We start from the raw sequence: 26,275 nt of genomic DNA on the forward strand, positions 1-26,275 counted from the left end.
ATTTTTTCGAACCCGAAGGTTCTGGATATCGTCTTGTGGAGTGCCCACACAGATTGTCTGATAAATTGTTAAAGAGCAGTGAGTTAGCCGCCGCAGCTTGCTATCTCGAGGTGGCGTATAATACGCTTTCCTCTTTCAGAGTCAACCCCTAAATTTCAGGATTTTTTCTCTTCGAACCCCGGAGACTCTGTGAAGTTGTTCACATGTTCCGTGTCGATGGAGGCGCATTATAGGGAGCTGGTTCAGAATGACAAGGGTTTATATTCACTTTTTATCTGACCGCTCACTATTCATGCATAACGTCTACTAAACCCGCTTTTTGATGGCTTCCGGTAGGTCTGCCAGGCTGTTTAACACCCAATCCGCCAGTTTCTCACCTTGTTCAGTAACCGGTTTGCCGGTACGCACCAGCACTTTAGTGCCAACGCCTGCCGCTATTGCTGCCTGCATGTCTTCCGGTTTGTCACCAACCATATAAGAAGCAGCCATATCGATGTTTAATTCCTGCTGCGCCTGCAACAACATGCCCGGTTGAGGTTTACGGCAGTCGCACACCTGACGGAACTCTTCTATTACTGCATCAGGATGGTGCGGACAGAAATAGATGCCGTCCAGGTCAACATCGCGATCGGCCAGCGACCAGTCCATCCACTCGGTCAGGTACATAAATTGATCTTCGCTGAACTTGCCACGTGCGATGCCGGATTGGTTGGTCACCAATACCAGAGCAAAGCCCATCTTTTTCAGTTCGCGGCAGGCGTCAATCACGCCCTCTATAAAGTGGAAATTATCGATCTCATGGACGTAGCCATGGTCAACATTAATCGTGCCATCACGATCGAGGAAAATTGCTGGAACGCTTTGTGTCACCGGTTTGCTCCTGAGGGCCTGAAAACGCGGACAGTATCGCATGTTTTACCCGCTGCTGAGAACGGCAGAGAACAGCGTTGATCGTTGACTTAGACGTCTAGACGCCTTAACATCTGACTTATACCTTGGTCCACGCCAAGGTTTACTTTTATCTAGCCACGGGCAACCACGCTAAAATAAGAAGAATATGATTAAACTTTCTAACATCACCAAAGTGTTCCAGCAGGGTTCGCGCACGATTAACGCGCTCTCTGACGTGACTCTTCACGTCCCTGCCGGACAAATTTATGGCGTTATCGGGGCATCAGGCGCCGGTAAAAGTACACTGATCCGCTGCGCCAACATGCTTGAGCGCCCAACTTCCGGCCAGGTGCTGGTCGATGGCCAGGATCTGACCTCGCTGTCTGAAAGTGAACTGACGCGCGCACGCCGCCAAATCGGCATGATTTTCCAACACTTCAATCTGCTGTCGTCCCGTACGGTATTTGGCAACGTTTCGTTGCCGCTGGAGCTGGACAACACCCCGCGGGCTGAAATCAAAAAACGCGTAACTGAATTGTTGGAGCTGGTCGGGCTGTCAGACAAGCATGACGCCTACCCGGCCAACCTGTCAGGCGGCCAGAAGCAACGCGTGGCGATTGCCCGTGCGCTGGCAAGCCAACCTAAAGTCCTGTTGTGTGACGAAGCCACCAGCGCGCTGGATCCGGCCACTACCCGTTCCATTCTGGAACTGCTGAAAGACATTAACCGTCGTCTCGGCCTGACCATCTTGCTGATCACCCATGAGATGGATGTGGTGAAACGCATCTGCGATCAGGTTGCGGTCATCAGCCAGGGCCAGTTGATTGAAAAAGACAGCGTCAGCGAAGTGTTCTCTCACCCGAAAACACCACTGGCTCAACAATTCATTCAATCCACACTGCATCTGGATATCCCGGATGACTATGCCAAGCGTCTGGCGCCGGAACGCAGCGGTAGTCGTCAGCCACTGTTGCGTTTGGAATTCACCGGTCAGTCCGTTGATGCACCGTTGCTGTCGGAAGCCGCCCGTCGCTTCAACGTTAACAACAACATCATCAGTGCTCAGATGGATTACGCCGGTGGCGTCAAATTCGGCGTGATGCTGGCAGAGCTGCACGGCAGCGATGAAGACGCGCTGGCAACAATTAAGTTCCTGCAGGAAAATCAGGTAAAAGTAGAGGTTCTGGGTTATGTCTGAGGCAATGATGTGGTTAATGGCACGTGGCGTGTGGGAAACCGTCATGATGACCTTTGTCTCCGGCTTCTTCGGTTTCGTACTTGGCTTGCCGGTTGGCGTGCTGTTGTATGTGACTCGCCCGGGGCAAATCGCCGCCAACAATACGCTATATAGAACGCTGTCTGGGTTGGTGAACATTTTCCGTTCCATTCCGTTCATTATCCTGCTGGTATGGATGATTCCATTTACCCGGATGATCGTCGGCACCTCTATCGGTCTGCAGGCGGCTATCGTTCCGCTGACCGTAGGTGCAGCGCCGTTTATTGCCCGCATGGTAGAAAACGCCCTGCTGGAGATCCCTTCCGGCCTGGTGGAGGCGGCCCGCGCAATGGGCGCAACCCCGATGCAAATCATCAAAAAGGTGCTGCTGCCGGAAGCCCTGCCGGGCCTGGTCAACGCCGCCACCATTACCTTGATCACTTTGGTGGGTTACTCCGCCATGGGTGGCGCAGTCGGCGCCGGCGGCCTGGGGCAGATCGGCTATCAGTACGGTTATATCGGTTATAACGCCACAGTAATGAATACCGTATTAGTATTACTGGTGGTGCTGGTCTATCTGATTCAGTTCTTTGGTGACCGGATCGTCAAAGCCGTCACCCATAAATAATTTTCACAGCAACTGCGCTCACACAGCGTATTTCAAATGCGAGTCTAATGAGGAAGGGATATGTCGTTAAAATTTAAATCCATCGCGGCAATCGGCGCACTGATCGGTACTCTGGCTCTGGCAGGCTGCGGTCAGGAAGAAAAAGATCCGAACCATATCAAAATCGGCGTCATTGTCGGTGCTGAGCAGCAGGTTGCTGAAATCGCGCAGAAAGTGGCGAAAGAGAAATACGGTCTGGACGTCGAACTGGTGACCTTCAATGACTACGTGCTGCCAAACGAAGCGCTGAGCAAAGGCGACATCGATCTGAATGCCTTCCAGCACAAACCGTATCTGGATCAGCAAATCAAGGATCGCGGTTACAAGCTGGTGCCGGTCGGCAACACCTTCGTTTACCCGATTGCCGGTTACTCCAAGAAGATCAAATCTCTGGATGAGCTGAAAGACGGTTCTCAGGTTGCTCTGCCTAACGATCCAACCAATCTGGGCCGCTCCCTGCTGCTGCTGCAGAAGGTTAATCTGATTAAACTGAAAGACGGTGTTGGCCTGCTGCCTACCGTGTTGGACGTGACTGAAAACCCGAAAAACCTGAAACTGGTTGAGCTGGAAGCCCCCCAACTGCCACGCTCACTGGACGATCAGCAAATCGCTCTGGCGGTGATCAACACCACTTACGCCAGCCAGATTGGCCTGACGCCAGCGAAAGACGGCCTGTTCGTTGAAGATAAAGACTCACCGTACGTTAACCTGCTGGTTGCCCGCGAAGATAACAAAGACGCGGAAAACGTGAAGAAATTCGTTCAGGCTTACCAGTCTGACGAAGTGAACGAAGCGGCCAACAAAATCTTTAACGGCGGTGCCGTTAAAGGCTGGTAATCATTAATTACCGAATTTATTCCTATAATTGCAAGACGGGCTCCGGCCCGTCGAGACAGTTGATATAGTTCTTTGCGGCTAAAAGTAATGATTTAGTCCTAATGAAAACAAAGAATTAGAACTTCCGAATTACCCCAAACACTCGAAAACCACGTTTTTCGGGTGTTTGTCTTATCTCTGGACGGGCTCCGGCCCGTCTTGTTATTTCCACCATAGATTGCTTCAATAGCGCCACTTACCTATTCCATCAAGGCAGAGGAATCTCAATGCGTGCTTTACCTCTCTGTTTGTTAGCGCTCGCGCTGGCAGGGTGTTCGTCGCAGCGTTTCGCGCCCCCTTCAACAAACAGCACCAGCAAACCTGTCACCACCACACCGACAAAAACCACGCCTGCCGCACGTCCGGCACCGGTAAAACTGTATAAAAGTGCAGAAGAATTAGTCGGTAAACCCTTCCGTGATCTGGGTGAAGTCTCCGGCGAGTCTTGCCAGACGACGGTACAGGATTCGCCGCCAAACCTGGCTACCGCCCGTAAACGCATGCAAATCCGCGCGTCTTACATGAAGGCTAATGCCGTGCTGTTGCATGACTGCCAAATTGTCAGCGGCGTGGCCGGCTGTTACCAACAGGCCATTTGCCAAGGTTCAGCGCTTAACGTTTCGTCCAAATGACCGAGTTTGTCTTCAATCAGATCGGCACTATCCGCTCACCGTATAAAGAAAAGTTCGCCGTACCCCGCCAGCCGGGGTTAGTCGAAGACGGTGGCGGCGAGTTGTTGTTGCTGCCACCTTATAACCAGCCGGAAGCGGTACGCGGCCTCAGCGATTTCAGCCATCTGTGGGTGATGTTCATTTTCCATCAAACCCTGGACGGCGGCTGGCGGCCTACCGTTCGGCCCCCTCGCCTCGGCGGTAATGCCCGGATGGGAGTATTCGCGACTCGTTCGACCTTTCGCCCCAATCCGCTCGGCATGTCGCTGATCGAATTAAAAGGCGTACGTACTCAGGGCAGCGAAGTGGTGCTGGAGTTAGGCAGCCTGGATCTGGTTGACGGCACACCGGTGGTGGATATCAAACCCTATCTGCCGTTTGCCGAAAGCCAGCCACAGGCACGCGCCGGGTTTGCTCAGGCAGCGCCGACCGGCGATATGCCGGTCCGCTTTGCTCCCGAGGCGGAACACCAGTTGCAGCAACATCAACAGCGTTATCCGCAGCTACGCCGTTTTATCACTCAGGTACTGGCTCAGGATCCGCGGCCGGCTTACCGCAAGGGGCAACAGGCGGAACGGGATTATGCCGTCTGGCTGTTGGATTTCAACGTGCGCTGGCGGGTAGTGGATCAGCAAACCGAGGTGCTGTCTCTCGACCTGCGTTAAAATTACACCGTCTCTCTTTTGACAACCCGCTTGCACTGGTAAACTAAACCACTTTTGTCAATTTTGGCCGCCACTGTGGCTGCCCGATGCAATTTGCAGTTCTAACGGAACCAAAACACCATGCGTACTAGCCAATATTTGCTCTCCACTCTGAAGGAGACACCTGCCGATGCCGAAGTGATCAGCCACCAGCTGATGCTGCGCGCCGGGATGATTCGCAAGCTTGCCTCCGGCCTTTATACCTGGTTGCCGACTGGCCTGCGCGTTTTGAAAAAGGTTGAAAACATCGTTCGCGAAGAAATGAACAATGCTAACGCGATCGAAGTTTGCATGCCGGTGGTACAGCCTGCCGATCTGTGGCAAGAAAGCGGCCGTTGGGAGCAGTATGGTCCTGAACTGCTGCGCTTTGTCGATCGTGGCGATCGTCCATTCGTGCTGGGTCCAACGCACGAAGAGGTGATCACCGACCTGATCCGCAACGAGATCAGCTCTTACAAGCAGCTGCCGCTGAACTTCTTCCAGATTCAGACCAAGTTCCGCGATGAAGTGCGCCCGCGTTTCGGCGTGATGCGCTCGCGTGAATTCCTAATGAAGGACGCTTACTCGTTCCACACCTCGCAGGAATCTCTGCAGGCGACTTACGATGCGATGTATGAAGCCTACAGCAAGATCTTCAGCCGCATGGGCCTGGACTTCCGCCCGGTGCATGCCGATACCGGCTCAATCGGCGGCAGCGCCTCACACGAGTTCCAGGTGCTGGCCGACAGCGGTGAAGACGATATCGTGTTTTCCACCGAGTCCGACTTTGCGGCCAATATCGAACTGGCAGAAGCGGTTGCTCCGGCTCAGCCACGTGCCGCAGCCAGCGAAGAACTGCGCATTGTGGATACGCCGCACGCCAAAACCATCGCCGAACTGGTAGAGCAATTCCAACTGCCGGTCGAGAAAACGGTCAAAACGCTGCTGGTGCACGCCAAAGAAGAAAGCGGCCACAAGCTGGTTGCCCTGTTGGTGCGTGGCGATCACGAACTGAACGAAGTCAAAGCCGAGAAGCTGCCGCAGGTTGCCGTTCCGCTGACTTTCTCCACCGAAGAAGAGATCCGTGCCATCGTCGGCGCAGGCCCTGGCTCACTCGGCCCGGTCAATCTGCAGGTTCCGGTCGTAGCCGACCGCAGCGTAGCGGCGATGAGCGATTTTGGCGCCGGTGCCAACATTGACGGCAAACACTACTTCGGCATCAACTGGGAGCGTGATTTACCGCTGCCGCAGATCGCCGATATCCGTAACGTGGTGGATGGCGATGCCAGTCCGGACGGTAAAGGTACCTTGCTGATTAAACGCGGTATCGAAGTGGGTCATATCTTCCAGCTCGGCACCAAATACTCTGAAGCGATGAAAGCTACCGTTCAGGGTGAAGACGGCCGTAACCAGATCCTGACCATGGGGTGCTACGGTATTGGGGTCACCCGCGTGGTGGCGGCGGCTATCGAGCAGAACCATGACGATCGCGGCATCATCTGGCCAGACGCTATCGCGCCGTTCCAGGTTGCCATTCTGCCAATGAACATGCACAAATCTTTCCGCGTGCAGGCGCTGGCGGAAGAACTGTACAACACCCTGCGTTCGCATGGCATCGACGTGATCCTCGATGACCGTAAAGAGCGTCCGGGCGTGATGTTCGCTGATATGGAACTGATTGGCGTACCGCACTCTATCGTGATCGGCGACCGTAACCTCGACAGCGAAGAGATTGAGTACAAAAACCGCCGTGTCGGCGAGAAGCGAATGATTAAAACCGGCGAAATCGTTGATTTCCTGCTGGGGCAGATCAAACGCTGATCCGCAGTGACAGAAAGAAAAAACCCGCCGAGGCGGGTTTTTTTATAGTTGTTATTTGCTGTCGCAATTTTTGCTGCGGTCGAAAACGAGTTTACCGTCCGGCACCAGCGCCTTTTCGGTCAGCCCCTCTTCCATCGACGGTTGGACACTGAAATGGCCATTCAACGTCAGGAATACCGGCTCACCCGGCGTTTTGTACGCTTTGGCATAGCCTTGTTCCAACGCGATAGTATTGTCTACCGGGAACGTCTTGCCGGTAGCGCAGTCTTTAAACACTGCCGCATCCGCCATGTAGGTGTAGCTGCCTTTCAGCGCCATCGGCGTTTTAGGCAAGGCTTTCTCTACCGGATCCAGACGATAATTCAATTTGGACTCGATAACCGCACCGCTTTGATCCAGCATTTCCAGGCTTTTGCCTGCCGGTCGGAAATAGCGCTTACCGCCATGGCTGTCGGTCAGCACCAGCTTATCGGCAGTTCGCGCCCACTTGCCGTAGTCGGCGAAAGTCTGGTCACCGTCTTTGGTACCGCGATAGGTTTCTTGCAGCACGAAAGTGCCGTCTTCATCCAGGAACAGCGCAGTATCCAGGCCACCGCAGTCTGCACAAGGCAACACGCCCTGATAACTTTGCTGCATCGCCTGGAGGGGCTGTTCTTTCGGTTGATACTGGTTATTACATCCCAATAATGAGAGTGCCCCTGCTGCTAAAAACAGAGCTATTGTTATTTTCTTCACAGCTATTCTCCTACTGTGTCCATGTGTCCTTAAGTGCGGATTTTGCCGCGCAGCGCTTTAGTGGCGCCTTTACGTACCTTGCCTTCCAGCCGACGTAATTTAGCCCCTTTAGTGGGCTTGGTCGCTCTGCGCGTTTTTTCCACCACCATCGCCTGCTGAATCAGCGCCACCAATCTGGCCAACGCCGCTTCGCGATTTAATTCCTGACTGCGATATTCCTGCGCTTTAATAATCACCACCCCATCGGCGGTAATTAAATGATTATTCAGGGCCAGCAGTCTTTCCTTGTAATACTCTGGCAGGCTGGATGCCCGGATGTCAAAGCGCAAATGGATAGCCGTTGAGGCTTTGTTCACGTGTTGGCCGCCCGCTCCCTGCGCGCGGATCGCCGTCAATTCCAGCTCGTTATCCGGTATGGCAACGCTTCTAGACAGTTCCAGCACCGGTCACACCTGCGCCTGTTGCCATTCGGCAAACTGGATTTCCAGACTATTCTGAGCGTCAGAAAGCCAGATAGTTCCCTCTTGCAGCGTAGCCTGCAGCGTCATATTGCGACTGGCCAACGCCGCCAACTTGCTTAATTGTTCATCATCCAGGAAACGGATGCTTAGGTTTTTGTGGTTTGCCACTTTGCCCTGCATCGATTGCCACCATACATGGCCGGCGCGTTCTCCGTAGGCGTACAGCACCACTCGCGGCGACTGATTGCAGGCTTTCTTGATGCGCTTCTCGTCAGGCAGCCCCATTTCGATCCACATTTCCAGCCCGTTATGATCATTACGCCGCCAGATTTCCGGCTCGTCATCGGCACTCAGGCCTTTGGTAAACACCAGGCGCTCGTCGGCATGGCAGATCCAGGCCAGCAGACGCAGCATCATGCGCTGTTCGGTTTCAGAAGGGTGTTGGGCCAGGGTTAGCGTGGCGTCGTGGTAGAAATGACGATCCATATCAGCGATATTGACCGTGGCTTTATAAATGGTAGCTTTCAGCGCCATGGGTGACCTCATAATTATCAGGCGACAGTGTACTTGATTTGGCCCAACCGCTGCCAGCACGGCCGGGCAAAGCAGGGTGCGAAAGCCGCGCGGAGGTGCTAATAACTCCAGAATAGCTGTGCTATAGTCGTCTAGGATAGCGTCAAGCTCCGAGAGCCTGCGCCTCATCGCCAAAGGGTTTCGATGACGCAGAGGTTCTTAAGGGAGGAAACTGTGCAACAATACTGTGAGTTAGTACGCCGTTTTTACGCCGAGATCGGCAGTGGTGATCGCGGCTACGTGCCTGATGCGTTAGCATGTGTATTAAAGGCATTGGACGAAGTTGCTGCGGATAACGCACTACCGTCCTCCGTTAGGGAACAGGCGGCTTTTGCTGCCGCTAACTTATTGGTGAGCGACTATGTTGATGAATGATGAGTACCAATCCATCAATTGCGATGACTATGAAAGCCTGGAACTCGCCTGTCAGCATAACTACATTCTGAAGCTGGAGTTACGCGACGGAGATAAACTCGAAGGCAAAGCCACCGAGCTGAAGTTTACCAAGGGCGTTGAGTACCTGATTATCGATCAGGCCGGCAATGCTCTCAGCTTGCGTCTGGATCACATCCTCAGTTTCAGTCATCCGGAAATCGGTACCGTGGTCGTCAGCCTGTCTGACTGATTTAGCGGTAACGCCATCCCAACAGGGCAGCCCAACGGCTGCCCTCGTCATTTAGGGCTTTAGGCTGGGCTAAGGTTTGAGGCTGGCCTAAGGTTTGAGACTGGCATAATAAGCCGCCAGGTCAGCAATATCATCATCGGACAACGCGGAAACATAGGCTTTCATCACTTCAGCCTGACCGCCGTTACGCTCGCCTTTCTTATACGCCTGCAATGCATGTTCCAGGTACATCGCGTTTTGCCCGGCCAGATTCGGGTACATCGGCACCGTAACCTTCCCTTCTGCTCCGTGACACGCCATGCAACTGGCAGATTTATCCTTGCCCGCCGCCGCATCGCCCGCCGCCATGGCCGGCAGACTGCACAGGCCGACCATCACCGCTATTGCGCTCACAAATTTCATCATCGCTCCTTACTCTCTTATTATTTTTTACGCCAATGCAGCCGCAGGGGTTGCTGCCCCTCGGATGTCTGACCGGCCTCGCTGACAAAAACGCCCAGCGCAGCGATAAGCTGGTCATCATAATAGATCAACGGAGTGCGCTCACGCTGCCAGGGAGGAATACCCAACTCTTGCCACAGTTTTTTGATCGACCGGGAATGCGTGCGGCCCAAGATACGGAGTGTGCCCTGAGCGCTAAAGCGGACGCTCACCTTTTGCTGTGGTTGCGGCGCACACAGGCAAATGTCCCCTTCCCCACTGACCAATTCACCCAGCCCATCCGGCAGCGTCAGCGGCGCTGACAGTGCCCAGTCCAGACTGATTTGACGCAGACTGGCCATCAACGGCAGCAGGTATAAGCGTCGACGGAAGCGGCGGAACTGATATTGCCCCAACTGTAGCTGAGGTTCGGCATCGTCCCGGCTGAGCGCTACTTCGTCCCATAACCGTTGTAACTGTTCCCGGGAAGGCATGCTTGCCCCCAATAACGCGATCCACCGGCGCAACAAAGCAAAACGCCGGGCCGGCGAGCACGCCAGCAAACCGTCGATCATCAACGCATTTTCTTCATCGAGCAGCGCGTGGAGCTGCTCCGTCAACAGCTCATCCAAAAGCTGCTCTTGCTCCGCGCACAGGCTGGCACTGCGTGCCGTCGCGGCGGCAAAATGCGGCCAGCGCTGATTCAGCAATGGCAACACCTGCAGACGCAGAAAGTTGCGATCAAAACGCGGGTCCTGATTGCTGTCGTCTTCAATCCAACTGAGCTGATGCTGCTGCGCATAGGCCTCCAACTGCTTGCGTGAGCTACCGAGCAACGGGCGCAACAAGCCGTGGTGACCTAACGATGTCCGGGCAGCCATTGCCGACAGGCCCGCCGGGCCGCTGCCGCGCTTTAACGCCAAAAGAAAGGTTTCACATTGATCGTCAAGGTGTTGCGCGGTGAGCAAGGTTTCATCGGCGGTCAGCGTAGCGGCAAAGGCAGAGTAGCGGGCTGCGCGGGCTGCGGCTTCGATACCGTCCTGTCGACCATCAACCTGCACATGCTGCACCACCAGCGGCAACTGCCAGGCGGCGCATTGTTGGCGGCAGTGTTCCACCCACCGATCGGCAAAAGAGCTCAGGCCGTGGTGCACGTGCACCGCACGTAACTGTAAATCCGGCCACTGATGGCGTAACTGCACCAGCAGGTGCAACAGTACGCTGGAATCCAGCCCGCCACTGAATGCCACCAGCAAATGCCGGTGCGCACCCAATTGGCGGGCAAGCTGTGCAGATAATTGATTGCTATTCATTGATTAGGCTTAATGACGTCCAGATAGCTGCACGTTAACCCCCGCCATACCATCAATCAAGCATTAACCACACGCAGATGACGACCGGCCAGCAACCACCACATGGCCAATACCGCGATCACCGCCGCAGTGCACCCCAGCGCCCACCAGCCGATTTGAGAAAACAGGTGCGCGTAGGCCTGCGCCGTCGCCCCCGTGGCCGGGTCGTCTGCGGTCTGGCCCGCGATAATACCCGCCAGATAGTTCGCTATCGAGCCGGTGGTCAGCATGTAGATCCCCGTCAGCACCCCGGTGGCGCCGGGAATATTCAGCCGGGTGATTTGCGCCATGGCAACCGGATCGATAAACAACTCGGCCAACCCCATGACGGAAAGCCCGGCGATCATCAGGAACATCGAGCCCTGGCCGTAACGGGCATTAAGCGCCATCAGGGTGAAACCGACGCCAATCAGCAGCAAGCCAAAGGCGAATTTCCCCCAGATGCGCAGCGTACGGCTACCGCTGCCGTTTCCCCGCACCAACCAGGCCAGCATCACACCGCCAAACATCACGGCAAACGCGTTCACCGACTGGAACAACGCCGTAGGAACCGTCCAGGAAAACCATTGGCGATCGACATAGTGATCGATAAACAGGCTGATAGAACTGCCGCCTTGTTGCGCGAAGGCCCAGAATAAGGTGCCCAACAGCATCAGCATGACTATTTGCCACAGCCCGCGACGTTGCGCCGTCGTTGCCCGGATCATAATGCGCGCTACCATCACCACCGCAGCGGCACACACCAGCATCAGTAATTGGCCCGCCAGGCCGTAAATGAACAGTGAGGTGAAGAACAAGGGGGCCAGCAACAACATGGCGCTTAACCACACCCAGTTCGGTACCTTCAGCGTGTTGGCACACATCTGCGCACGGTCCACGCCGCGCGTATGGCTGAAATGGCGGCTGCCAAACAGGAAGATAGTCAGCCCGGCCAGCATGCCGATCCCCGCCAGCGCAAAGCCGACGTGCCAGCCATAACGCTCTGCCGCCAGCCCGCAGGCGATAGGCGCCAGAATCGACCCTACATTGCCGGCCGCGTACAGCAGTGAAAAGCCCCCTTCACGGCGCGAGTCTTGCGGTTGGTACAACTCGCCCAGCAGGCAGCTGATATTGGATTTAAACAGACCGTAGCCGCAGATGATGATCGCCAGGGCCAGATAAAGTGAATGCGTAGAGACGGCGCTTAACCCGAGGACAATGTGGCCCAGCGTCATTAACACGGCCCCGGCTATCACCGCAACGCGGTTGCCCAGCAGGCGATCGGCCAGCAGGCCGCCAAGGATTGGCGTGACGTAAACCAGAGAGGCGTAGGCGCTATAGAGGCTGATAGCGCGGCTGTCGGAATAACCAAGTTGGTGAGTAAGATAGAGAATAAGTAATGCACGCATGCCGTAAAAGCTGAAATATTCCCAAATTTGTATGGCTACGACATAGTAGATTGCGCGCGGCTGTGAGGGTGTTTTCATGGGTTTCTCCCATCAGTCGGTGAACGACAAAGGGGAGGCGCGAACGCCTCCCTGTTATTTCAGTTATTTATCGTTTTTCAACACCTTCACGGTGTAACGTCCATCCGCCTGGCGGTAAGCGCCGTGGATATCAGTTTCGAAGCCCGGATAATGCGCGCCGATTTCGCACAGCATCTGCAGGAACTCCAGCACCGGACGACTTTCTTCGGTGAGCATTTCACCCGGCATAACCAGTGGAACACCTGGAGGATATGGCAGGATCATGTTGGCATTCACTTTGCCGACCATGTCTTCCAAATAAACCTCTTCCACTTCACCGTGCAGTTCTTTCTGGAACGCCTTGAACGGGTTCATGACCAGCTTTGGCAGCACTTCAAATGCGCGGTACATCAGATCCGGCAGGTTGTGCTCCACAACCAGGTTGTGAATGTTCTGTGCCAGGTCCTGAATGCGCATGTTTTCATAGAACTCAGGCGCCTCTTTGTACAGTGACGGCAACATGTTTTTCACCCGCAGGTTCAGATCGAACGAGCGTTTAAAGTCAGTCAGGCCACGCAGCAGGCTGAGAGCTTTGGTTTTGTCGATACCGATACTGAACAGGAACAACAGGTTATATGGGCCGGTTTTCTCGACGATGATACCGTGCTCGTCCAGATATTTCGCTACCAGGCTGGCTGGAATACCGAACTCCTGCATTTCACCCTCTTTGCTCATCCCTGGGGTCAGGATGGTCACTTTGATCGGGTCGAGATACATGTGTTCGTTATCGATATCTTTGAAACCGTGCCACGCGTTGTCAGGCTTCAGTGGCCAGCATTCAGGCTGATCGATGTGCTCTGGCTGCCAGACGTCAAAGAACCAACCTTCGGACTCAACATTCAGCTGTTTGATTTCTTTACGGAACTTAATAGCACGTTCAATAGAACCGTTAATCAGACGCTTACCGGCGTTGCCTTTCATCATCGCCGCTGCGGTTTCGGTCGAGGCCACAATACCGTAGTGCGGTGAAGTGGTGGTTTGCATCATGTAGGCTTCGTTGAAGGTTTCTTCGTTGATATCGCCTTTCACGTGGATCATCGAAGCCTGCGAGAACGCCGCCAGCAGTTTATGGGTGGATTGGGTTTCGTAAATTACCTTCCCTTCCACACGGCCGCCGCTCATGCCGCATTTGCCTTTATAAATCGGGTGGAAATTGGTGTAAGGCACCCAGGCGGAGTCAAAGTGGATGGATTTCACATCCAGCGTGTTTTTAATATGATCGGTGTTGTACAGCAGGCCGTCATAGGTGGAGTTGGTGATTACCGCATGCACCGGCCAGGTAGCGTTTGGTGTTTCTTCAACGCGTTTGGCAATGGTGTCACGAGTGAATTCGCTCTGCGGGATACCACCGAGAATACCGTATGCATTACGGGTTGGGCGGAAATAGATCGGCGTAATGTCGCTCATCATCATCAGATGGGTCAGCGATTTGTGGCAGTTACGGTCAATCAGTACGGTGCTGCCGGCAGGCGCACTGTACATACCGACAATTTTGTTGGCGGTAGAGGTGCCGTTAGTCACCATATAGCTGCGTTCAGCGTTGAATACGCGGGCAATATACTCTTCCGCTTCTTTGTGCGGGCCGGTGTGATCCAGCAATGAACCCAGCTCGGAAACCGAAATCGAAATGTCGGATTTCATGGCATTGGCGCCAAAGAAATCATAGAACAGGCTGCCGACCGGGCTTTTCTGGAAGGCGGTGCCCCCCATGTGGCCTGGGGTACAGAAGGTGTATTTACCTTCACGCACGTATTTGAACAGCGCTTTGGTCAGCGGTGGCAGAATGGTGTCGATGTATTCATCGGTATTTTGTTTGATTTTGGCGGCAATATCAGTCGCCGCGCCCAGCGCATATTCAAAGAAACGTACCTGCATGCGCAGATCGTTCAGGCTGACATCAAGGGTTGAATGCGTATTGGCAAATGCATACAGAGGCATATATTCATTCAACTGGCTGATTTCTTCACACAACTCAAGGTTGTATTTATCCCAGTCGAAAATCACCCCGCACAAGCGCGCATTATTCTCGATCAGCTTTAGCAGGTCTTCGCGGTCGTTAGGATATACGACGCGGAAGTCCAGGCTTTCCAATGCTTTGTGCAGTTCGCGGATAGGCTCTTCTTTAAAGTAGACACCCATGTGGTTCATGATAGCAATAACGTTCATAATCATTTCTCCAGGTAAAGCGAGCCCCTTGCCATCACGAGTGACAATTACTGCAAGGGGCTAAATTAAGAAGTGGGTCAGTGCGTGCTTAGTGCGCTTTGGCCGTCGTGTTGCTGTCGAGGGCTACGGCTTTGGCCGTCTGACGAGTATTCATTTTGCGGGCGTAGAACATCAGGATGATCAGGCTGATGATGAAGGTACCGGACAGTTCGAACGAGTCGGCACCCATCAGTGCGATGAAGCAGAAGCCACAACCCAGCACCGAGGCAATCAGGCTCAGCAGGTTACGGATATTGACGCCTTCGAAGCGGATCAGGTCTACGCAAGAGTAGAAGTAAGGCAGCATGGTCAGCAGCACCGCGATACCGGTCAACATGCCGAACAGGTCGGAAGCTTTGCCACCGCCGGAGCTCATGGCGGTAATCAGCACCATCAGGGCGGTCATTTTGCAACTAGCCAGCAGCAGGCCTTTTTTAGGGATGCCGTTTTTATCCATTTCGCCATAAACTTTCGGGAAGTTGCCGTCGTTGGCAGCACGAACCCCAGCTTGACCTACCAGCATCATCCAGGAACCCAGGGATGTCAGACAGGCGAAGGCGGTGAAGGCAGAGACCATAGGTGCAGCCCAATTGCCCATAATGGTTGAGGCGCTGATGGCGAACGGTGCGCCGGAAGCCGCCATCTCAGCAGCCGGATACATGCCGCTGATGACCTGAGTTGCCGCGACATAGATGATGCCAGCCAGTGCAGTACCCAGCATGGTGGCCAGTGGTACGGTACGTTTCGGGTTTTTCACCATGCCGGTGCTCACAGCGGCAGACTCTACGCCGATAAACGCCCACAGGCACAGCAGGATACTTTTAACCACGGCATGAATGTCCGTAGTCCCGGAAGTGTTCCAGTTAGCGTGATAGGTGGCAGCGTCGAACCAATGCCAGCCCGCGGTCGCAGTGACAATCACCGGGATCAGCACCAATACCAGGCCCATGGTAGTCAAACGACTGACCCAGGAACCGCCGAGCAGGTTAATAAAGGTAAACACCCATACAATAGCGATACAGGCAATCCCCGCCGGTACCGGATTATTCAGTGCAGGGAAGAAGGTAGAAAGATAAGAAACCGCGGTAATGCCGATAGCCAGATTACCGATCCAGTTTGCATGGTAATAAAGCACGCCGGTTTGGAAGCCGAACGCCGGGGAAATTTCACCCGCGTAAGCAATAGGACCACCCTGCTGAGGATTTTTGGTGGCCAGACGGGCATAAACATAAGCCAGCGACATCGCGCCAATAATGGATATTACCCAACCCCAAATAGCGATGGATCCGAGACTTGCCAGGTTCGCGGGTAATAAGGCAATGCCGCTCCCCATCATATTACCGGCGACGACACCGGTGCAGGCAATAAGCCCTATTTTCTTGGATGAAGCCATGGTCAGTTTCTCCTGATTTTGATTTCTTATAAGTCCAGGTCGTTATGCAATTTTGCTAATGACCCGACTTGATGGTCAGGATGCTAATGAATGGCGTCAGTAAAGTCCTAAAGATAAAGTGATATTACGGTCATGATCATACAAATGATAACTTGAGCTTTTCCATTAACAAGTAAAGAGCTAAACCCGTCATCAAGAAAAGATCAATATCATTATAAAACAGCTGGATGGGTGTGTTATTTTTCATCTACAAACGTGAACAACAAAGAATAAATCACCAACCGATATATTTATTTAATTTAACAAATAAAACACAATAAATAACACCGTCGGTCAAATAAGCTGAACCGACGGCATTAACGGATGTTATTCATCTGGGGTGTAGTTGTTGAGATAGGGAACCACGGTATTTATTGAGGTATGAAATACGGCATTACTGATCCAATGCAACGTATTTTCTCCAGGGCGGAGATTAAAGGCGGTGATATAAGAATCTGCGGCCAGGTGGTTGAAGCCTTGCATTTCATAAACCTTACCCAGTAATACATAATTCATCCAGGACATCTGCAGCTCGATGCCTCTGTCGATTGCCTGGTGGGCCTGATCGGTATTGCCCTCCCCCAGCGCCTGTATCGTATGTATTTGCTGAATAATGGGGCTGTCTTTTAACGCCGGTAGCGTATCAAGACGGGTGATTTCAGCCTGCAATTGCGCTAACTGTACACCGTCAAAAGGTTGATAAGAGTTACGTAATAAATCTGCCAGCGCTTTTTCCGCAGAGAGATAGATAAAATTCGGCGTGGTTTTTAGCATTTCACCCAGCATGTTACTCGCATGGGTCAGGGAATCCATGTCCCCCTGAATCAATAACTGATGCGCCTGATAATACTGTTGCAAGGCCGGACCGGAGTTCGGCAACAGCTGCGTCAGACGTTGCTGCAACTGCGGCGGCCAGGGCTGCTTGAGAGCAGTAGACAGACTACTGAGGAAATCCTCCTGGATTTTCAGCTGGTTGTCATCGGTAACGAAGTAACGCTTATCCAACATGATGGAGCTGTCCGCATTGTTCACCAGGCGGACCGACAGGAAACACTGCTGAGCGCGATAGTGGCGCTGATTAACGAACTCAATAGTCAGAGACTTACCCGAACTGCTAGGCCCGGTGTAGTTGTAATTGGTCTGATCGTGCACCAGGAAGGTCGAGTAAGTATTCAGCGAATCCGTCACCACTTCGCTCAGGCCGACGACATAGGAAAGCTGCGGTGTCCAATTGCTGCAGCTGTTACCCCCCTGAATGCGGATGTCGATATCACGCGGATTCATCAGCACCGGCATGGTGGATTCCGGTATGCGTTGCGACAAGGTTGCGATAGCGACGAACACCACACAGGCGCTCAGTGCGGCAAGAAAGGCCAGCCATACCCAGAACGGCGATTGACGGTAAAAAGGCACCCTTGACGCTGCCGACGGCGTTTTTACCTTGGTGGGTTTTGGCGGTTCATAGGCGACTTCGTCTTCTTCGCTGCCGTCTTCCGGCTCATGCACGATCACCGCGACCTGCGGCACTGCCGGCGTTGCCGCATCTTCCCCTTCACACCACATGACCGGCGCAGCCAGTTTATAACCGCGCTTGGGCACGGTAATAATGTATTCCGGGCTGTCGCCATCGCCGTCTTTCAGGTATTTGCGCAGCTCTGAAATACTCTGAGTGACCACGTGGTTAGTGACGATGTTGCGTTTCCACACGTTATCGATCAGCTCATCACGGCTCAGCACCACATCCGGATGCCGGGCGAAATATTGCAGCATATCGATTAAGCGAGGTTCCAACGTCTGTTGGCGCCCGTCACGGCTTATTTTGTTGTCTGCGGGAGTAACTAACCACTCTCCAACGCGAAAAACAGGCTCTTGCATAGTGAAAATAACTCAAAAGGGGCGTGCGGCAAGCGCGGGATAATAGCATATGCGGATGCCGCCTGCGCCGATACGGCCCGATTAAGCATTCATAGCTCATATAATTCTAGAGGCAACCCATCAGGATCGCTGAAAAAAGTGAAACGCGACTGGGTATAAGGATCGACACGTACCGGTTCACACACCACCCCAGCATTCTGCAAATGCAAGATGGCCTGTTCGATATCGTCAACGCTGAACGCCAAATGACGCAGGCCGCAGGCTTCCGGGCGGCTGACGCGGGCTGGCGGTGACGGGAAGGAAAACAGTTCGATGCTGTATTGACCGTTGAGCGCTAAATCCGCTTTCCAGGAATCACGCTCCGCGCGGTAAAACTCGCCCAACAGGGTAAAACCCAGAATATCGCAGTAAAAATGCTTGCTGGTCGCATAATCTGAACCAATAACTGCGATGTGATGTACCTGACGTATTGCCAACATAGTGCTGCCTCTTTATCTGTTTGATAAGGCAAGGTATCCGGCGGCGGCGGCATCGTCAACGGCAAAAAGCCCCGCAGGATAAAGACGGGGCTGTTATTCAGTTACCAGCAACGCAGTGAGTCGATCAGGCTTTAAGATCCGCCAATGCCGCACCGTAGTTGATGTGCAGCACCTGCCCATCCACCACCAGCGCCGGTACGCTCTGTACCCCGGCCTTTTCCGCTTCGGCGATACGCGCCGGCTTTTCGCCCAGATGAACCACATCCACCTGCACATCCTGGCTCAACAGGCCCAATAACTGCTGCTCTGCACTGATGCAAACCGGGCAACCGGCATGATAGAAAACGGCCTTAGTCATGATAATTCTCCTTGATTCTGACTGTTGCGGGCGAAATGATGCCACCCATTTAGTTTCGACTCGAAACCAAATGCACAATAAATCCTCTATCACGCCTTGTCAATATAGTTTTTAATCGATACTATTTTATCCTGCTAACGAGGATCCCATGTTGAGACTGTTTGATTTACTGGAACGGCTGAATAGCCTGCAACGCAGCTGGCTGCGGAGTCATGAAGAACTGGAAAACCTGCCGCCGGTGCAGCTGAGTGCCCTGTATTATCTGGCGCGCTGCAACCATTATTCCAACACGCCGATGGCGGTGGCGGAATACCTCGGCCTGACGAAGGGCACGGTATCGCAATCGCTGAAAAAATTGGAAAGTAACGGCATGATCGCCCGTACGGCAGACGAGAAGGATCGCCGCAGCGTCAGGCTAAAGCTGACCGAAAAATCACGCTCGTTGATGGATGCCCTGTTCCCGCCGGCCTATTTGCAGCAAGCACAGGATGCCATGCAGCAGGATGGCGGGCAGTTGCTGGAATTGCTGACGCAGTTGCTGCGCCAGTTGCAAAAACAGGATGAGAATGTGGCGTTGTTCGGCGAATGCCATCGCTGCCGCTATCACCAGCGGCATGACGGCCAACCGTTTTGCGGTCTGACGCAGGAACCGCTGCCGACAAGCAGCGTGAACCTGATCTGCCGTGAGTTTGCTTAAAGCTGCGGTGCTTTGAGCACTTTCACCAGATAACGCCCGTCCTCGGTCAGTTTCGCACCGTGGATATCGGTTTCAAAACCCGGATAGCGTTCGCCGATAGAACACAGCATCAGCAAGAAATCGAGCACTGCCCGGCTCTCTTCGGTGATCATCTCACCCGGCATCACCAGCGGCACCCCAGGCGGATAAGGCAGGATCATATTCGCCGCGACTTTGCCGACCAACTGATCCAGTTCGCAGGTTTCTACGTTGCCGCGCACCTGCTGTTGGAACATCTGGTGCGGCGTCAGCTTCATTTCCGGCAACACGTCGAACGCGCGCTGCATCAGGCCCGGCAGATCATGTCGGCGGATCAAACTGTGGATCCCGGCCGCCAGATCCTGAATACGCATATTGCGGTAGAAATCCGGATCCTCTGCAAACAGATCCGGCAGCATGTTCTTCACCCGCAGGTTGAGATCGTAGGCGCGTTTAAAATCGGTCAGGCCACGCAGCAGGCTCATCGCCTTGGTTTTATCGATGCCGATACTGAACAGGAACAACAGGTTATAAGGTCCGGTTTTTTCCACCACGATACCGCGTTCGTCCAGGTACTTCGCCACCAGCGCCGCCGGTATCCCACTCTCTTCCAGCGCGCCAAGTTCGTTCATTCCCGGCGTCAGGATGGTGACCTTGATGGGATCGAGATACATATGATCGCGGTCGGTCTTGCCAAAGCCGTGCCAGTTGTCGTCCGGGTTCAGCGGCCAGCACTGCGCCTCGTCAATCTCCTCCGGCTGCCAGATGTCGAAGAACCAGCTATCGCTCTCCTCTCGCAAGCGCCGCACCTCGCGACGGAAATGCAGGGCACGCTCCACCGAACGGTTAATCAACCGCCGCCCCGGATTGCCGCGCAGCATCGCCGCCGCGGTTTCCATCGACGCCACAATGCCGTAATTCGGCGAAGTCGTGGTGTGCATCATGTAGGCTTCGTTAAAGGTGCTTTCGTCGTAATCACCCTTAATGTGGATCATCGAGGCCTGCGAAAACGCCGCCAGCAGTTTGTGAGTCGACTGAGTTTCGTAGATCACCTTACCGGGCGTACGTTCACCGCTCATGCCGCTCTTGCCGTCGTAAATCGGGTGGAAGTTGGTATAGGGTACCCAGGCAGAGTCAAAGTGTATTGAGGGGACGTCCAGCGTCTGCTTGATGTAATCGGTGTTGTACAGCAAGCCGTCGTAGGTCGAGTTGGTGATTACCGCATGTACCGGCCAACTGGCGTTAGCGGTAGTCGCTACCCGGGCGGCAATGCTGTCGTGAGTGAATTCACGTTGCGGGATACCGCCAAGAATGCCGTAGGCATTGCGCAGCGGGCGCAAATAAATCGGGACGATATCGCTCATCATCAGCAGGTGGCACAGGGATTTGTGGCAGTTGCGGTCGATCAATACCGTGCTGCCGCTCGGCGCAGAATACATGCCGACAATTTTATTGGCGGTGGAAGTCCCGTTGGTGACCAAATAACTCTGCTCGGCGTTAAAAGTACGCGCAATATACTCTTCGGCTTCCAGATGGGGACCGGTGTGATCCAGCAGCGAGCCCAGCTCAGTAACCGAAATCGACACGTCGGCTTTCAGAGTATTGGCACCGAAAAAATCGTAAAACAGGCAGCCGACCGGGCTTTTTTGAAAGGCCGTGCCGGCCATGTGGCCGGGGGTACAGAAGGTGTATTTCCCTTCACGCACGTAGTTGAACAGCGCCTTGGTCAGCGGCGGCGTAATAGTATCGATGTATTCCGCGGTATATTGCTGGATGCGCTGTGCAATATCATCTGCCGCATTCAGACCGTACTCGAAGAAATACAGCACCATACGCATTTCATGCAGGCTAACGTCGAAGATGGAATGGGTGTTGATAAACGCATACAGCGGCAAATATTCGTTCAGCTCGTTGATTTCGCTGCACAGTTCCAGGCTGTAGTCGTCCCAGTCGAAAATCACCCCGCAGATGCGTGCGTTAGCCTCAACCAGCTTTAACAGGTCGCCGCTGTTTTTGGGATACACCAGTTGGAAATCCATTGCAGCCAGTGCGGTGTGAAGCTCGCGGATCGGCTCGTCTTTGTAATAAACACCCGCTGGGCTCATGATCGCGATGATATTCATCGGCTGCTCCTGTCAGTTAACCGCCAAACCGCTATAACAACATGAAAATACGGCGGTGTGTAGACAAAAAAAACCGCCCGGAGGCGGTTTCTTGCAACGCATGACAACACTCAGCAATAGCCGTAGTTCATCAGGCGCTGATAGCGGCGGTTGAGCAGCTCTTCAGTGTTCAGACCGTCGAGATCTTTCAGGTCAGCCAGCAGTTGCGCTTTCAACGCTTCCGCCATCGCCGGCACATCGCGGTGGGCAGAACCCAGCGGCTCCGGGATCACCGAGTCGATCAGCTTCAGCTCTTTCAGGCGCGGTGCGGTAATGCCCATGGCTTCTGCGGCAATCGGCGCCTTGTCGGCGCTCTTCCACAGAATGGAGGCACAGCCTTCCGGCGAGATCACCGAGTAGGTGCTGTACTGCAGCATATTCACTTTGTCGCCAACGCCGATGGCCAATGCACCGCCCGAACCGCCTTCGCCGATCACCGTACAGATCACCGGGATTTTCAGGCGAGACATTTCGCGCAGGTTATGGGCAATCGCTTCTGACTGGCCGCGCTCTTCCGCGCCCACGCCCGGGTAGGCCCCTGGGGTGTCGATGAAAGTGATCAGCGGCATCTTGAAGCGAGAAGCCATTTCCATCAGGCGCAGCGCTTTGCGATAGCCTTCTGGTGCCGGCATGCCGAAGTTACGGCGGATTTTCTCTTTGGTCTCGCGGCCCTTCTGATGACCGATGATCATCACCGGACGGCCATCCAGGCGCGCAATACCCCCGACTATCGCTTTGTCATCGGCATAGGCGCGATCGCCAGCCAGTTCTTCGAAGTCGGTAAAGATGTGTTTGATATAATCCAGGGTATAAGGACGGCGCGGGTGGCGTGCCAATTGGGCAACTTGCCAAGCCCCAAGATCGGAAAAAATCTTGCGCGTCAGCTCAACGCTCTTTTCACGAAGGCGCTGAACCTCTTCGTCCAGATTAATATCTAATTTTTCGTCTTGACGGCTGACTGCAGTCAGCGAGTCAATTTTCGCTTCCAGCTCTGCAATCGGCTGTTCAAAATCAAGAAAATTCAGACTCATAGCATTCCTATTTTAGTCAAATTCCAGTTCCACCTGCTCATTACCTACCAAAGTCCGCAAATCAATCAATAAGCGGTCGGTGGGCGTCACGCGCCAGGTTGCGCCAAAACGCAGCTTGGCCCGCGCATCTTCCCGTTGATAGTAAAGATGCACTGGAATCGTCCCCGAGCGATGGGGTTCCAAAGACTGACGGAGACGGTTCAAAAGCTGGTCATCAATTTGCCTGTCCGTCAGCGAGATAGCAAGTCCGCGAGCGTATTTTTCACGGGCTTCACTGATATCCATTAGCTCGCGGGCGGTCATTTTAAGCCCGCCGCTAAAGTCATCAAAGCTGACCTGTCCACTGGCGATCAGGATACGGTCTTTTTCCAATAAATGCTGGTATTTTTCTAACGCATCGGTGAATAACATCACCTCCAGGCGGCCGGAACGGTCATCCAGAGTACAAATCCCGATACGGTTACCACGCTTGGTGACCATAACCCGCGAGGCGATCACCAGCCCAACGGCGGTTGTCATTTTGCCCCGATCCGTCGGGTGCATATCTTTCAAACGCTGGCCACCGGCGTAGCGTTCGATTTCCTTCAGGTACTGGGTGATCGGGTGGCCGGTGAGGTACAACCCCAACGTTTCCCGTTCACCGTCCAGTACCACCTGCTCCTGCCAGCGGGGCACGTTGGCGTAGGATTGCTCCACTTGCTCCGGCGCTTCCGCCAGTACGCCAAACATGTCCACCTGGCCGATCGCTTCGGCTTTGGCATGCTGATCTGCCGCTTTCAACGCGTCCGGCAACGAGTTCATCAGTGCGGCGCGATGCGGCCCAAGGCGGTCGAATGCCCCGGACATGATCAGCTTTTCCAGAATACGGCGGTTCAGTTTTTTGATATCAGAACGCGCGCACAGATCAAACAGGTCTTTGAAGTAGCCCTGTTCGCCGCTGTTGCGCGCTTCGAGAATGGCTTCAATCGGCCCTTCGCCAACGCCTTTGATAGCGCCGATGCCGTAAACGATCTCGCCTTCATCGTTAACGTGGAAATGGTACTGACCGCTGTTGATGTCCGGCGGCAGGATTTTCAGCCCCATGCGCCAGCACTCATCCACCAACCCCACCACCTTATCGGTGTTGTCCATATCGGCGGTCATTACCGCCGCCATAAACTCGGCCGGGTAGTGTGCCTTCAGCCACAGCGTCTGGTATGACACCAGCGCATAAGCGGCGGAGTGTGATTTGTTGAAGCCGTAACCGGCGAATTTCTCCACCAGGTCGAAGATTTTTACCGACAGTTCGCCGTCGATACCGCGCGATTTTGCCCCATCTTCGAAACCGCCGCGCTGCTTGGCCATCTCAACCGGGTTCTTTTTACCCATCGCACGGCGCAGCATGTCCGCGCCACCCAGCGAATACCCGGCCAGCACCTGAGCAATCTGCATGACCTGTTCTTGGTACAGGATGATGCCGTAGGTCGGCTCCAGCACCGGCTTGAGCGACTCATGCTGCCACTGGATATCCGGATAGGAAATCTCTTCACGGCCGTGCTTACGGTCGATAAAGTTATCCACCATGCCCGATTGCAGAGGGCCGGGACGGAACAGCGCCACCAGTGCGATCATGTCTTCGAAACAGTCGGGTTTCAGACGTTTGATCAAGTCCTTCATGCCACGCGATTCAAGCTGGAAGACCGCAGTGGTCTCCGAACGCTGCAACATGTCGAAGCTTTTTTTGTCTTCGAGCGGGATGGCGGCGATGTCGATCGGCTCCAGCCCGGTTTTGGCGCGCCGGGCGTTGATCATCCCCAGCGCCCAGTCGATGATGGTCAGGGTTCGCAGACCGAGGAAGTCAAACTTCACCAGCCCGGCATATTCCACGTCGTTTTTGTCAAACTGGGTAACCGGATGCTGGCCTTCGGCGTCACAATACAACGGCGCGAAGTCAGTGATTTTGGTCGGTGCGATCACCACGCCACCGGCGTGCTTACCGGCGTTACGCGTCACCCCTTCCAGCTTGCGCGCCATGTCGATCAGCGCTTTGACTTCCTCATCGGCCTCGTAGATTTCCGGCAGTTGGGGTTCCGCGGCAAAGGCTTTTTCCAGCGTCATGCCCGGATCGGGCGGCACCAGTTTGGAAATGCGATCGACGAAGCCATAGGGGTGACCCAGCACGCGGCCCACGTCGCGAATAACCGCTTTCGCCGCCATGGTGCCGAAGGTGATGATCTGCGAAACCGCCTCACGGCCGTACATTTCCGCCACGTGTTCAATCACCAGATCGCGTTTTTCCATGCAGAAGTCGACGTCGAAGTCGGGCATCGAAACACGTTCCGGGTTAAGGAAACGTTCGAACAGCAGATCGAATTCCAGCGGGTCAAGATCGGTGATTTTCAGCGCGTAAGCCACCAGTGAACCGGCACCGGAACCACGCCCCGGCCCTACCGGCACGTCGTTGTCCTTCGACCACTGGATGAACTCCATCACGATCAGGAAGTAACCTGGGAAGCCCATCTGGTTGATCACGTTCAGCTCAATATCCAGACGTTCATCGTATTCAGGACGACGCTGAGCGCGGACTTCCGGATCAGGGAACAGGAACTCCAGTCGGTCCTCCAGCCCTTCCTTCGACTTGAGGATCAGGAAGTCCTCGGTGGTCATATCACCGGTCGGGAACTGCGGCAGGAAGTATTCGCCGAGGCGGATAGTCACGTTACAACGCTTGGCGATCTCTACGCTGTTGAGCAACGCTTCCGGGATGTCGGCAAACAGCTCACACATCTCGTCTTCGCTACGCATGTATTGCTGTGCCGTATAGTTACGCGGGCGTTTGGGATCGTCCAGCGTGAAACCGTCATGGATGGCAACGCGGATCTCATGAGCGTCAAAGTCATCCTCGACCAAAAAACGCACATCGTTAGTTGCCACCACCGGCAGCCCGCGTTCGGTGGCCAACGCCACCGCAGCATGCAGGTAATTTTCTTCGTCCGGCCGACCGGTGCGGATCAGTTCGAGATAATAGCTGTCCGGGAAGTATTGCTGATAGAACTCCAGGCACTGCTCCACCTGCGGCTGATTGCCGCGCAGCAGAAACTTGCCGACGTCGCCCTGGCGAGCGCCAGAAAGCAGGATCAGCCCTTCACGGTGCTCGATAAGCCAATCACGGTCGATGATCGGACCGGCAGCACCGTAACCACGCTGATAAGCGCGGGAAATCAGCAACGTCAGGTTTTGGTAACCTTCATTATTGGCGGCCAGCACGGTGAGCTGCGCCAGCTCGTCGCCCAGCACTTCGCTTTGCACATGAAAATCCGCGCCGATGATCGGTTTGATCCCGGCGCCGTGCGCGCTGCCATAAAACTTCACCAGACCACACAGGTTGGTAAAGTCGGTAATTGCCAAAGCAGGCATGGCTAACGCGGCGGCTCTTTTCACCAAGGGTCCGATCTTGGCTAATCCATCAATCATGGAGTAGTCACTATGAACACGCAGGTGAATAAAACGAGGTTCGGCCATATCCAGATACCTGAATCTAGG

Annotated in this window: 24 protein-coding genes; 9 read left to right on the forward strand and 15 right to left on the reverse strand. The window is 54.3% G+C overall.

From position 1 onward, the window contains the following. Positions 1–306 precede the first annotated feature (306 nt). Positions 307–870, reverse strand: coding sequence for a D-glycero-beta-D-manno-heptose 1,7-bisphosphate 7-phosphatase (gmhB, locus tag ACGS9J_RS19995; RefSeq protein WP_442232531.1), 564 nt, complete (start codon positions 868–870; stop codon positions 307–309). 187 nt (positions 871–1,057) lie between these two features. On the opposite strand from gmhB, the gene metN reads away from it, so the two are divergent. The 6 genes from metN to proS all read left to right on the forward strand — a co-directional run bounded on the left by metN (position 1,058) and on the right by proS (position 6,825). Beyond that, positions 1,058–2,089, forward strand: coding sequence for a methionine ABC transporter ATP-binding protein MetN (metN, locus tag ACGS9J_RS20000; RefSeq protein WP_442232532.1), 1,032 nt, complete (start codon positions 1,058–1,060; stop codon positions 2,087–2,089). Further along, positions 2,082–2,735: a methionine ABC transporter permease MetI gene (locus tag ACGS9J_RS20005; RefSeq protein WP_442232533.1), complete on the forward strand. Its 654-nt coding sequence runs from the start codon at positions 2,082–2,084 to the stop codon at positions 2,733–2,735. The genes metN and ACGS9J_RS20005 overlap by 8 nt, the downstream gene beginning before the upstream one ends. 60 nt (positions 2,736–2,795) lie before the next feature. After that, positions 2,796–3,611 (forward strand): MetQ/NlpA family lipoprotein, encoded by an 816-nt coding sequence (locus ACGS9J_RS20010; protein WP_020828332.1) that lies wholly within the window; start codon positions 2,796–2,798, stop codon positions 3,609–3,611. Between the two features lie 266 nt (positions 3,612–3,877). Then, positions 3,878–4,282, forward strand: coding sequence for an Rcs stress response system protein RcsF (gene rcsF / locus ACGS9J_RS20015; protein WP_085118874.1), 405 nt, complete (start codon positions 3,878–3,880; stop codon positions 4,280–4,282). Then, positions 4,279–4,986 carry a tRNA (N6-threonylcarbamoyladenosine(37)-N6)-methyltransferase TrmO gene (gene tsaA, locus ACGS9J_RS20020; protein WP_442232534.1) on the forward strand — a complete coding sequence of 236 codons (708 nt, stop codon included), beginning with the start codon at positions 4,279–4,281 and terminating at the stop codon, positions 4,984–4,986. The genes rcsF and tsaA overlap by 4 nt, the downstream gene beginning before the upstream one ends. 120 nt (positions 4,987–5,106) lie before the next feature. Continuing rightward, positions 5,107–6,825, forward strand: coding sequence for a proline--tRNA ligase (proS, locus tag ACGS9J_RS20025; RefSeq protein ID WP_442232535.1), 1,719 nt, complete (start codon positions 5,107–5,109; stop codon positions 6,823–6,825). A 51-nt stretch (positions 6,826–6,876) separates the two neighbouring features. On the opposite strand, the gene nlpE is transcribed toward proS, so the two are convergent. The 3 genes from nlpE to ACGS9J_RS20040 are packed head-to-tail and all read right to left on the reverse strand — an operon-like array spanning position 6,877 to position 8,555. Then, entirely contained in the window at positions 6,877–7,560 is a 684-nt protein-coding gene (gene nlpE, locus ACGS9J_RS20030; protein WP_442232536.1) for an envelope stress response activation lipoprotein NlpE, read from the reverse strand. Positions 7,561–7,589: 29 nt separating this feature from the next. Continuing rightward, on the reverse strand, positions 7,590–8,003 hold the full coding sequence (gene arfB, locus ACGS9J_RS20035) for an alternative ribosome rescue aminoacyl-tRNA hydrolase ArfB (protein WP_442232537.1): 414 nt from the start codon (positions 8,001–8,003) through the stop codon (positions 7,590–7,592). Positions 8,004–8,006: 3 nt separating this feature from the next. Then, positions 8,007–8,555, reverse strand: a complete 549-nt coding sequence (locus tag ACGS9J_RS20040) for a YaeQ family protein (protein ID WP_442232538.1) — start codon at positions 8,553–8,555, stop codon at positions 8,007–8,009. Between the two features lie 213 nt (positions 8,556–8,768). Between ACGS9J_RS20040 and ACGS9J_RS20045 the strand changes: the two genes are divergently transcribed. Then, complete coding sequence (locus tag ACGS9J_RS20045; RefSeq protein WP_041415645.1) at positions 8,769–8,969, forward strand: YaeP family protein; 201 nt, start codon at positions 8,769–8,771, stop codon at positions 8,967–8,969. Beyond that, complete coding sequence (gene rof / locus ACGS9J_RS20050) at positions 8,962–9,219, forward strand: Rho-binding antiterminator (protein ID WP_230090436.1); 258 nt, start codon at positions 8,962–8,964, stop codon at positions 9,217–9,219. Before ACGS9J_RS20045 ends, rof begins: the two co-directional genes overlap by 8 nt. An 87-nt stretch (positions 9,220–9,306) precedes the next feature. Here rof and ACGS9J_RS20055 read toward each other — a convergent pair whose 3' ends face one another. From ACGS9J_RS20055 to ACGS9J_RS20090, 8 genes are all read right to left on the reverse strand, one after another. After that, positions 9,307–9,624, reverse strand: a complete 318-nt coding sequence (locus ACGS9J_RS20055; RefSeq protein WP_442232539.1) for a c-type cytochrome — start codon at positions 9,622–9,624, stop codon at positions 9,307–9,309. A gap of 17 nt (positions 9,625–9,641) precedes the next feature. Beyond that, entirely contained in the window at positions 9,642–10,952 is a 1,311-nt protein-coding gene (gene tilS / locus ACGS9J_RS20060) for a tRNA lysidine(34) synthetase TilS (RefSeq protein WP_442232540.1), read from the reverse strand. A gap of 56 nt (positions 10,953–11,008) precedes the next feature. Continuing rightward, a complete protein-coding gene (gene dtpD / locus ACGS9J_RS20065) occupies positions 11,009–12,457 on the reverse strand; it encodes a dipeptide permease DtpD (protein ID WP_442232541.1) in 1,449 nt (482 codons plus the stop codon). Between the two features lie 63 nt (positions 12,458–12,520). Next, a complete protein-coding gene (locus tag ACGS9J_RS20070) occupies positions 12,521–14,662 on the reverse strand; it encodes a lysine decarboxylase CadA (RefSeq protein WP_442232542.1) in 2,142 nt (713 codons plus the stop codon). A gap of 88 nt (positions 14,663–14,750) precedes the next feature. Then, entirely contained in the window at positions 14,751–16,094 is a 1,344-nt protein-coding gene (cadB, locus tag ACGS9J_RS20075) for a cadaverine/lysine antiporter (protein WP_442232543.1), read from the reverse strand. 366 nt (positions 16,095–16,460) lie between these two features. After that, the gene (gene cadC, locus ACGS9J_RS20080) at positions 16,461–18,008 is read right to left on the reverse strand and encodes a lysine decarboxylation/transport transcriptional activator CadC (RefSeq protein WP_442232544.1); all 1,548 of its coding nucleotides are present in this window, start codon (positions 18,006–18,008) and stop codon (positions 16,461–16,463) included. 89 nt (positions 18,009–18,097) lie between these two features. Further along, entirely contained in the window at positions 18,098–18,487 is a 390-nt protein-coding gene (locus ACGS9J_RS20085; protein ID WP_442232545.1) for a VOC family protein, read from the reverse strand. Positions 18,488–18,611: 124 nt separating this feature from the next. Then, on the reverse strand, positions 18,612–18,845 hold the full coding sequence (locus tag ACGS9J_RS20090; RefSeq protein WP_442232546.1) for a glutaredoxin family protein: 234 nt from the start codon (positions 18,843–18,845) through the stop codon (positions 18,612–18,614). A 151-nt stretch (positions 18,846–18,996) separates the two neighbouring features. Here ACGS9J_RS20090 and ACGS9J_RS20095 point away from each other — a divergent pair, with 151 nt between their 5' ends. Next, the gene (locus tag ACGS9J_RS20095; RefSeq protein WP_442232685.1) at positions 18,997–19,542 is read left to right on the forward strand and encodes a MarR family winged helix-turn-helix transcriptional regulator; all 546 of its coding nucleotides are present in this window, start codon (positions 18,997–18,999) and stop codon (positions 19,540–19,542) included. Here ACGS9J_RS20095 and ACGS9J_RS20100 read toward each other — a convergent pair. The 3 genes from ACGS9J_RS20100 to dnaE form a co-directional block, all read right to left on the reverse strand. Then, positions 19,539–21,683: a lysine decarboxylase LdcC gene (locus tag ACGS9J_RS20100; protein ID WP_442232547.1), complete on the reverse strand. Its 2,145-nt coding sequence runs from the start codon at positions 21,681–21,683 to the stop codon at positions 19,539–19,541. The two genes, ACGS9J_RS20095 and ACGS9J_RS20100, sit on opposite strands and share 4 nt — an antisense overlap. Before the next feature lie 110 nt (positions 21,684–21,793). Further along, complete coding sequence (accA, locus tag ACGS9J_RS20105; RefSeq protein WP_262241040.1) at positions 21,794–22,753, reverse strand: acetyl-CoA carboxylase carboxyl transferase subunit alpha; 960 nt, start codon at positions 22,751–22,753, stop codon at positions 21,794–21,796. A 12-nt stretch (positions 22,754–22,765) separates the two neighbouring features. After that, complete coding sequence (gene dnaE / locus ACGS9J_RS20110; RefSeq protein WP_442232548.1) at positions 22,766–26,254, reverse strand: DNA polymerase III subunit alpha; 3,489 nt, start codon at positions 26,252–26,254, stop codon at positions 22,766–22,768. Positions 26,255–26,275: the final 21 nt, after the last annotated feature.

Source organism: Serratia quinivorans (genome assembly GCF_052113645.1).
Lineage (GTDB): Bacteria > Pseudomonadota > Gammaproteobacteria > Enterobacterales > Enterobacteriaceae > Serratia > Serratia quinivorans_B.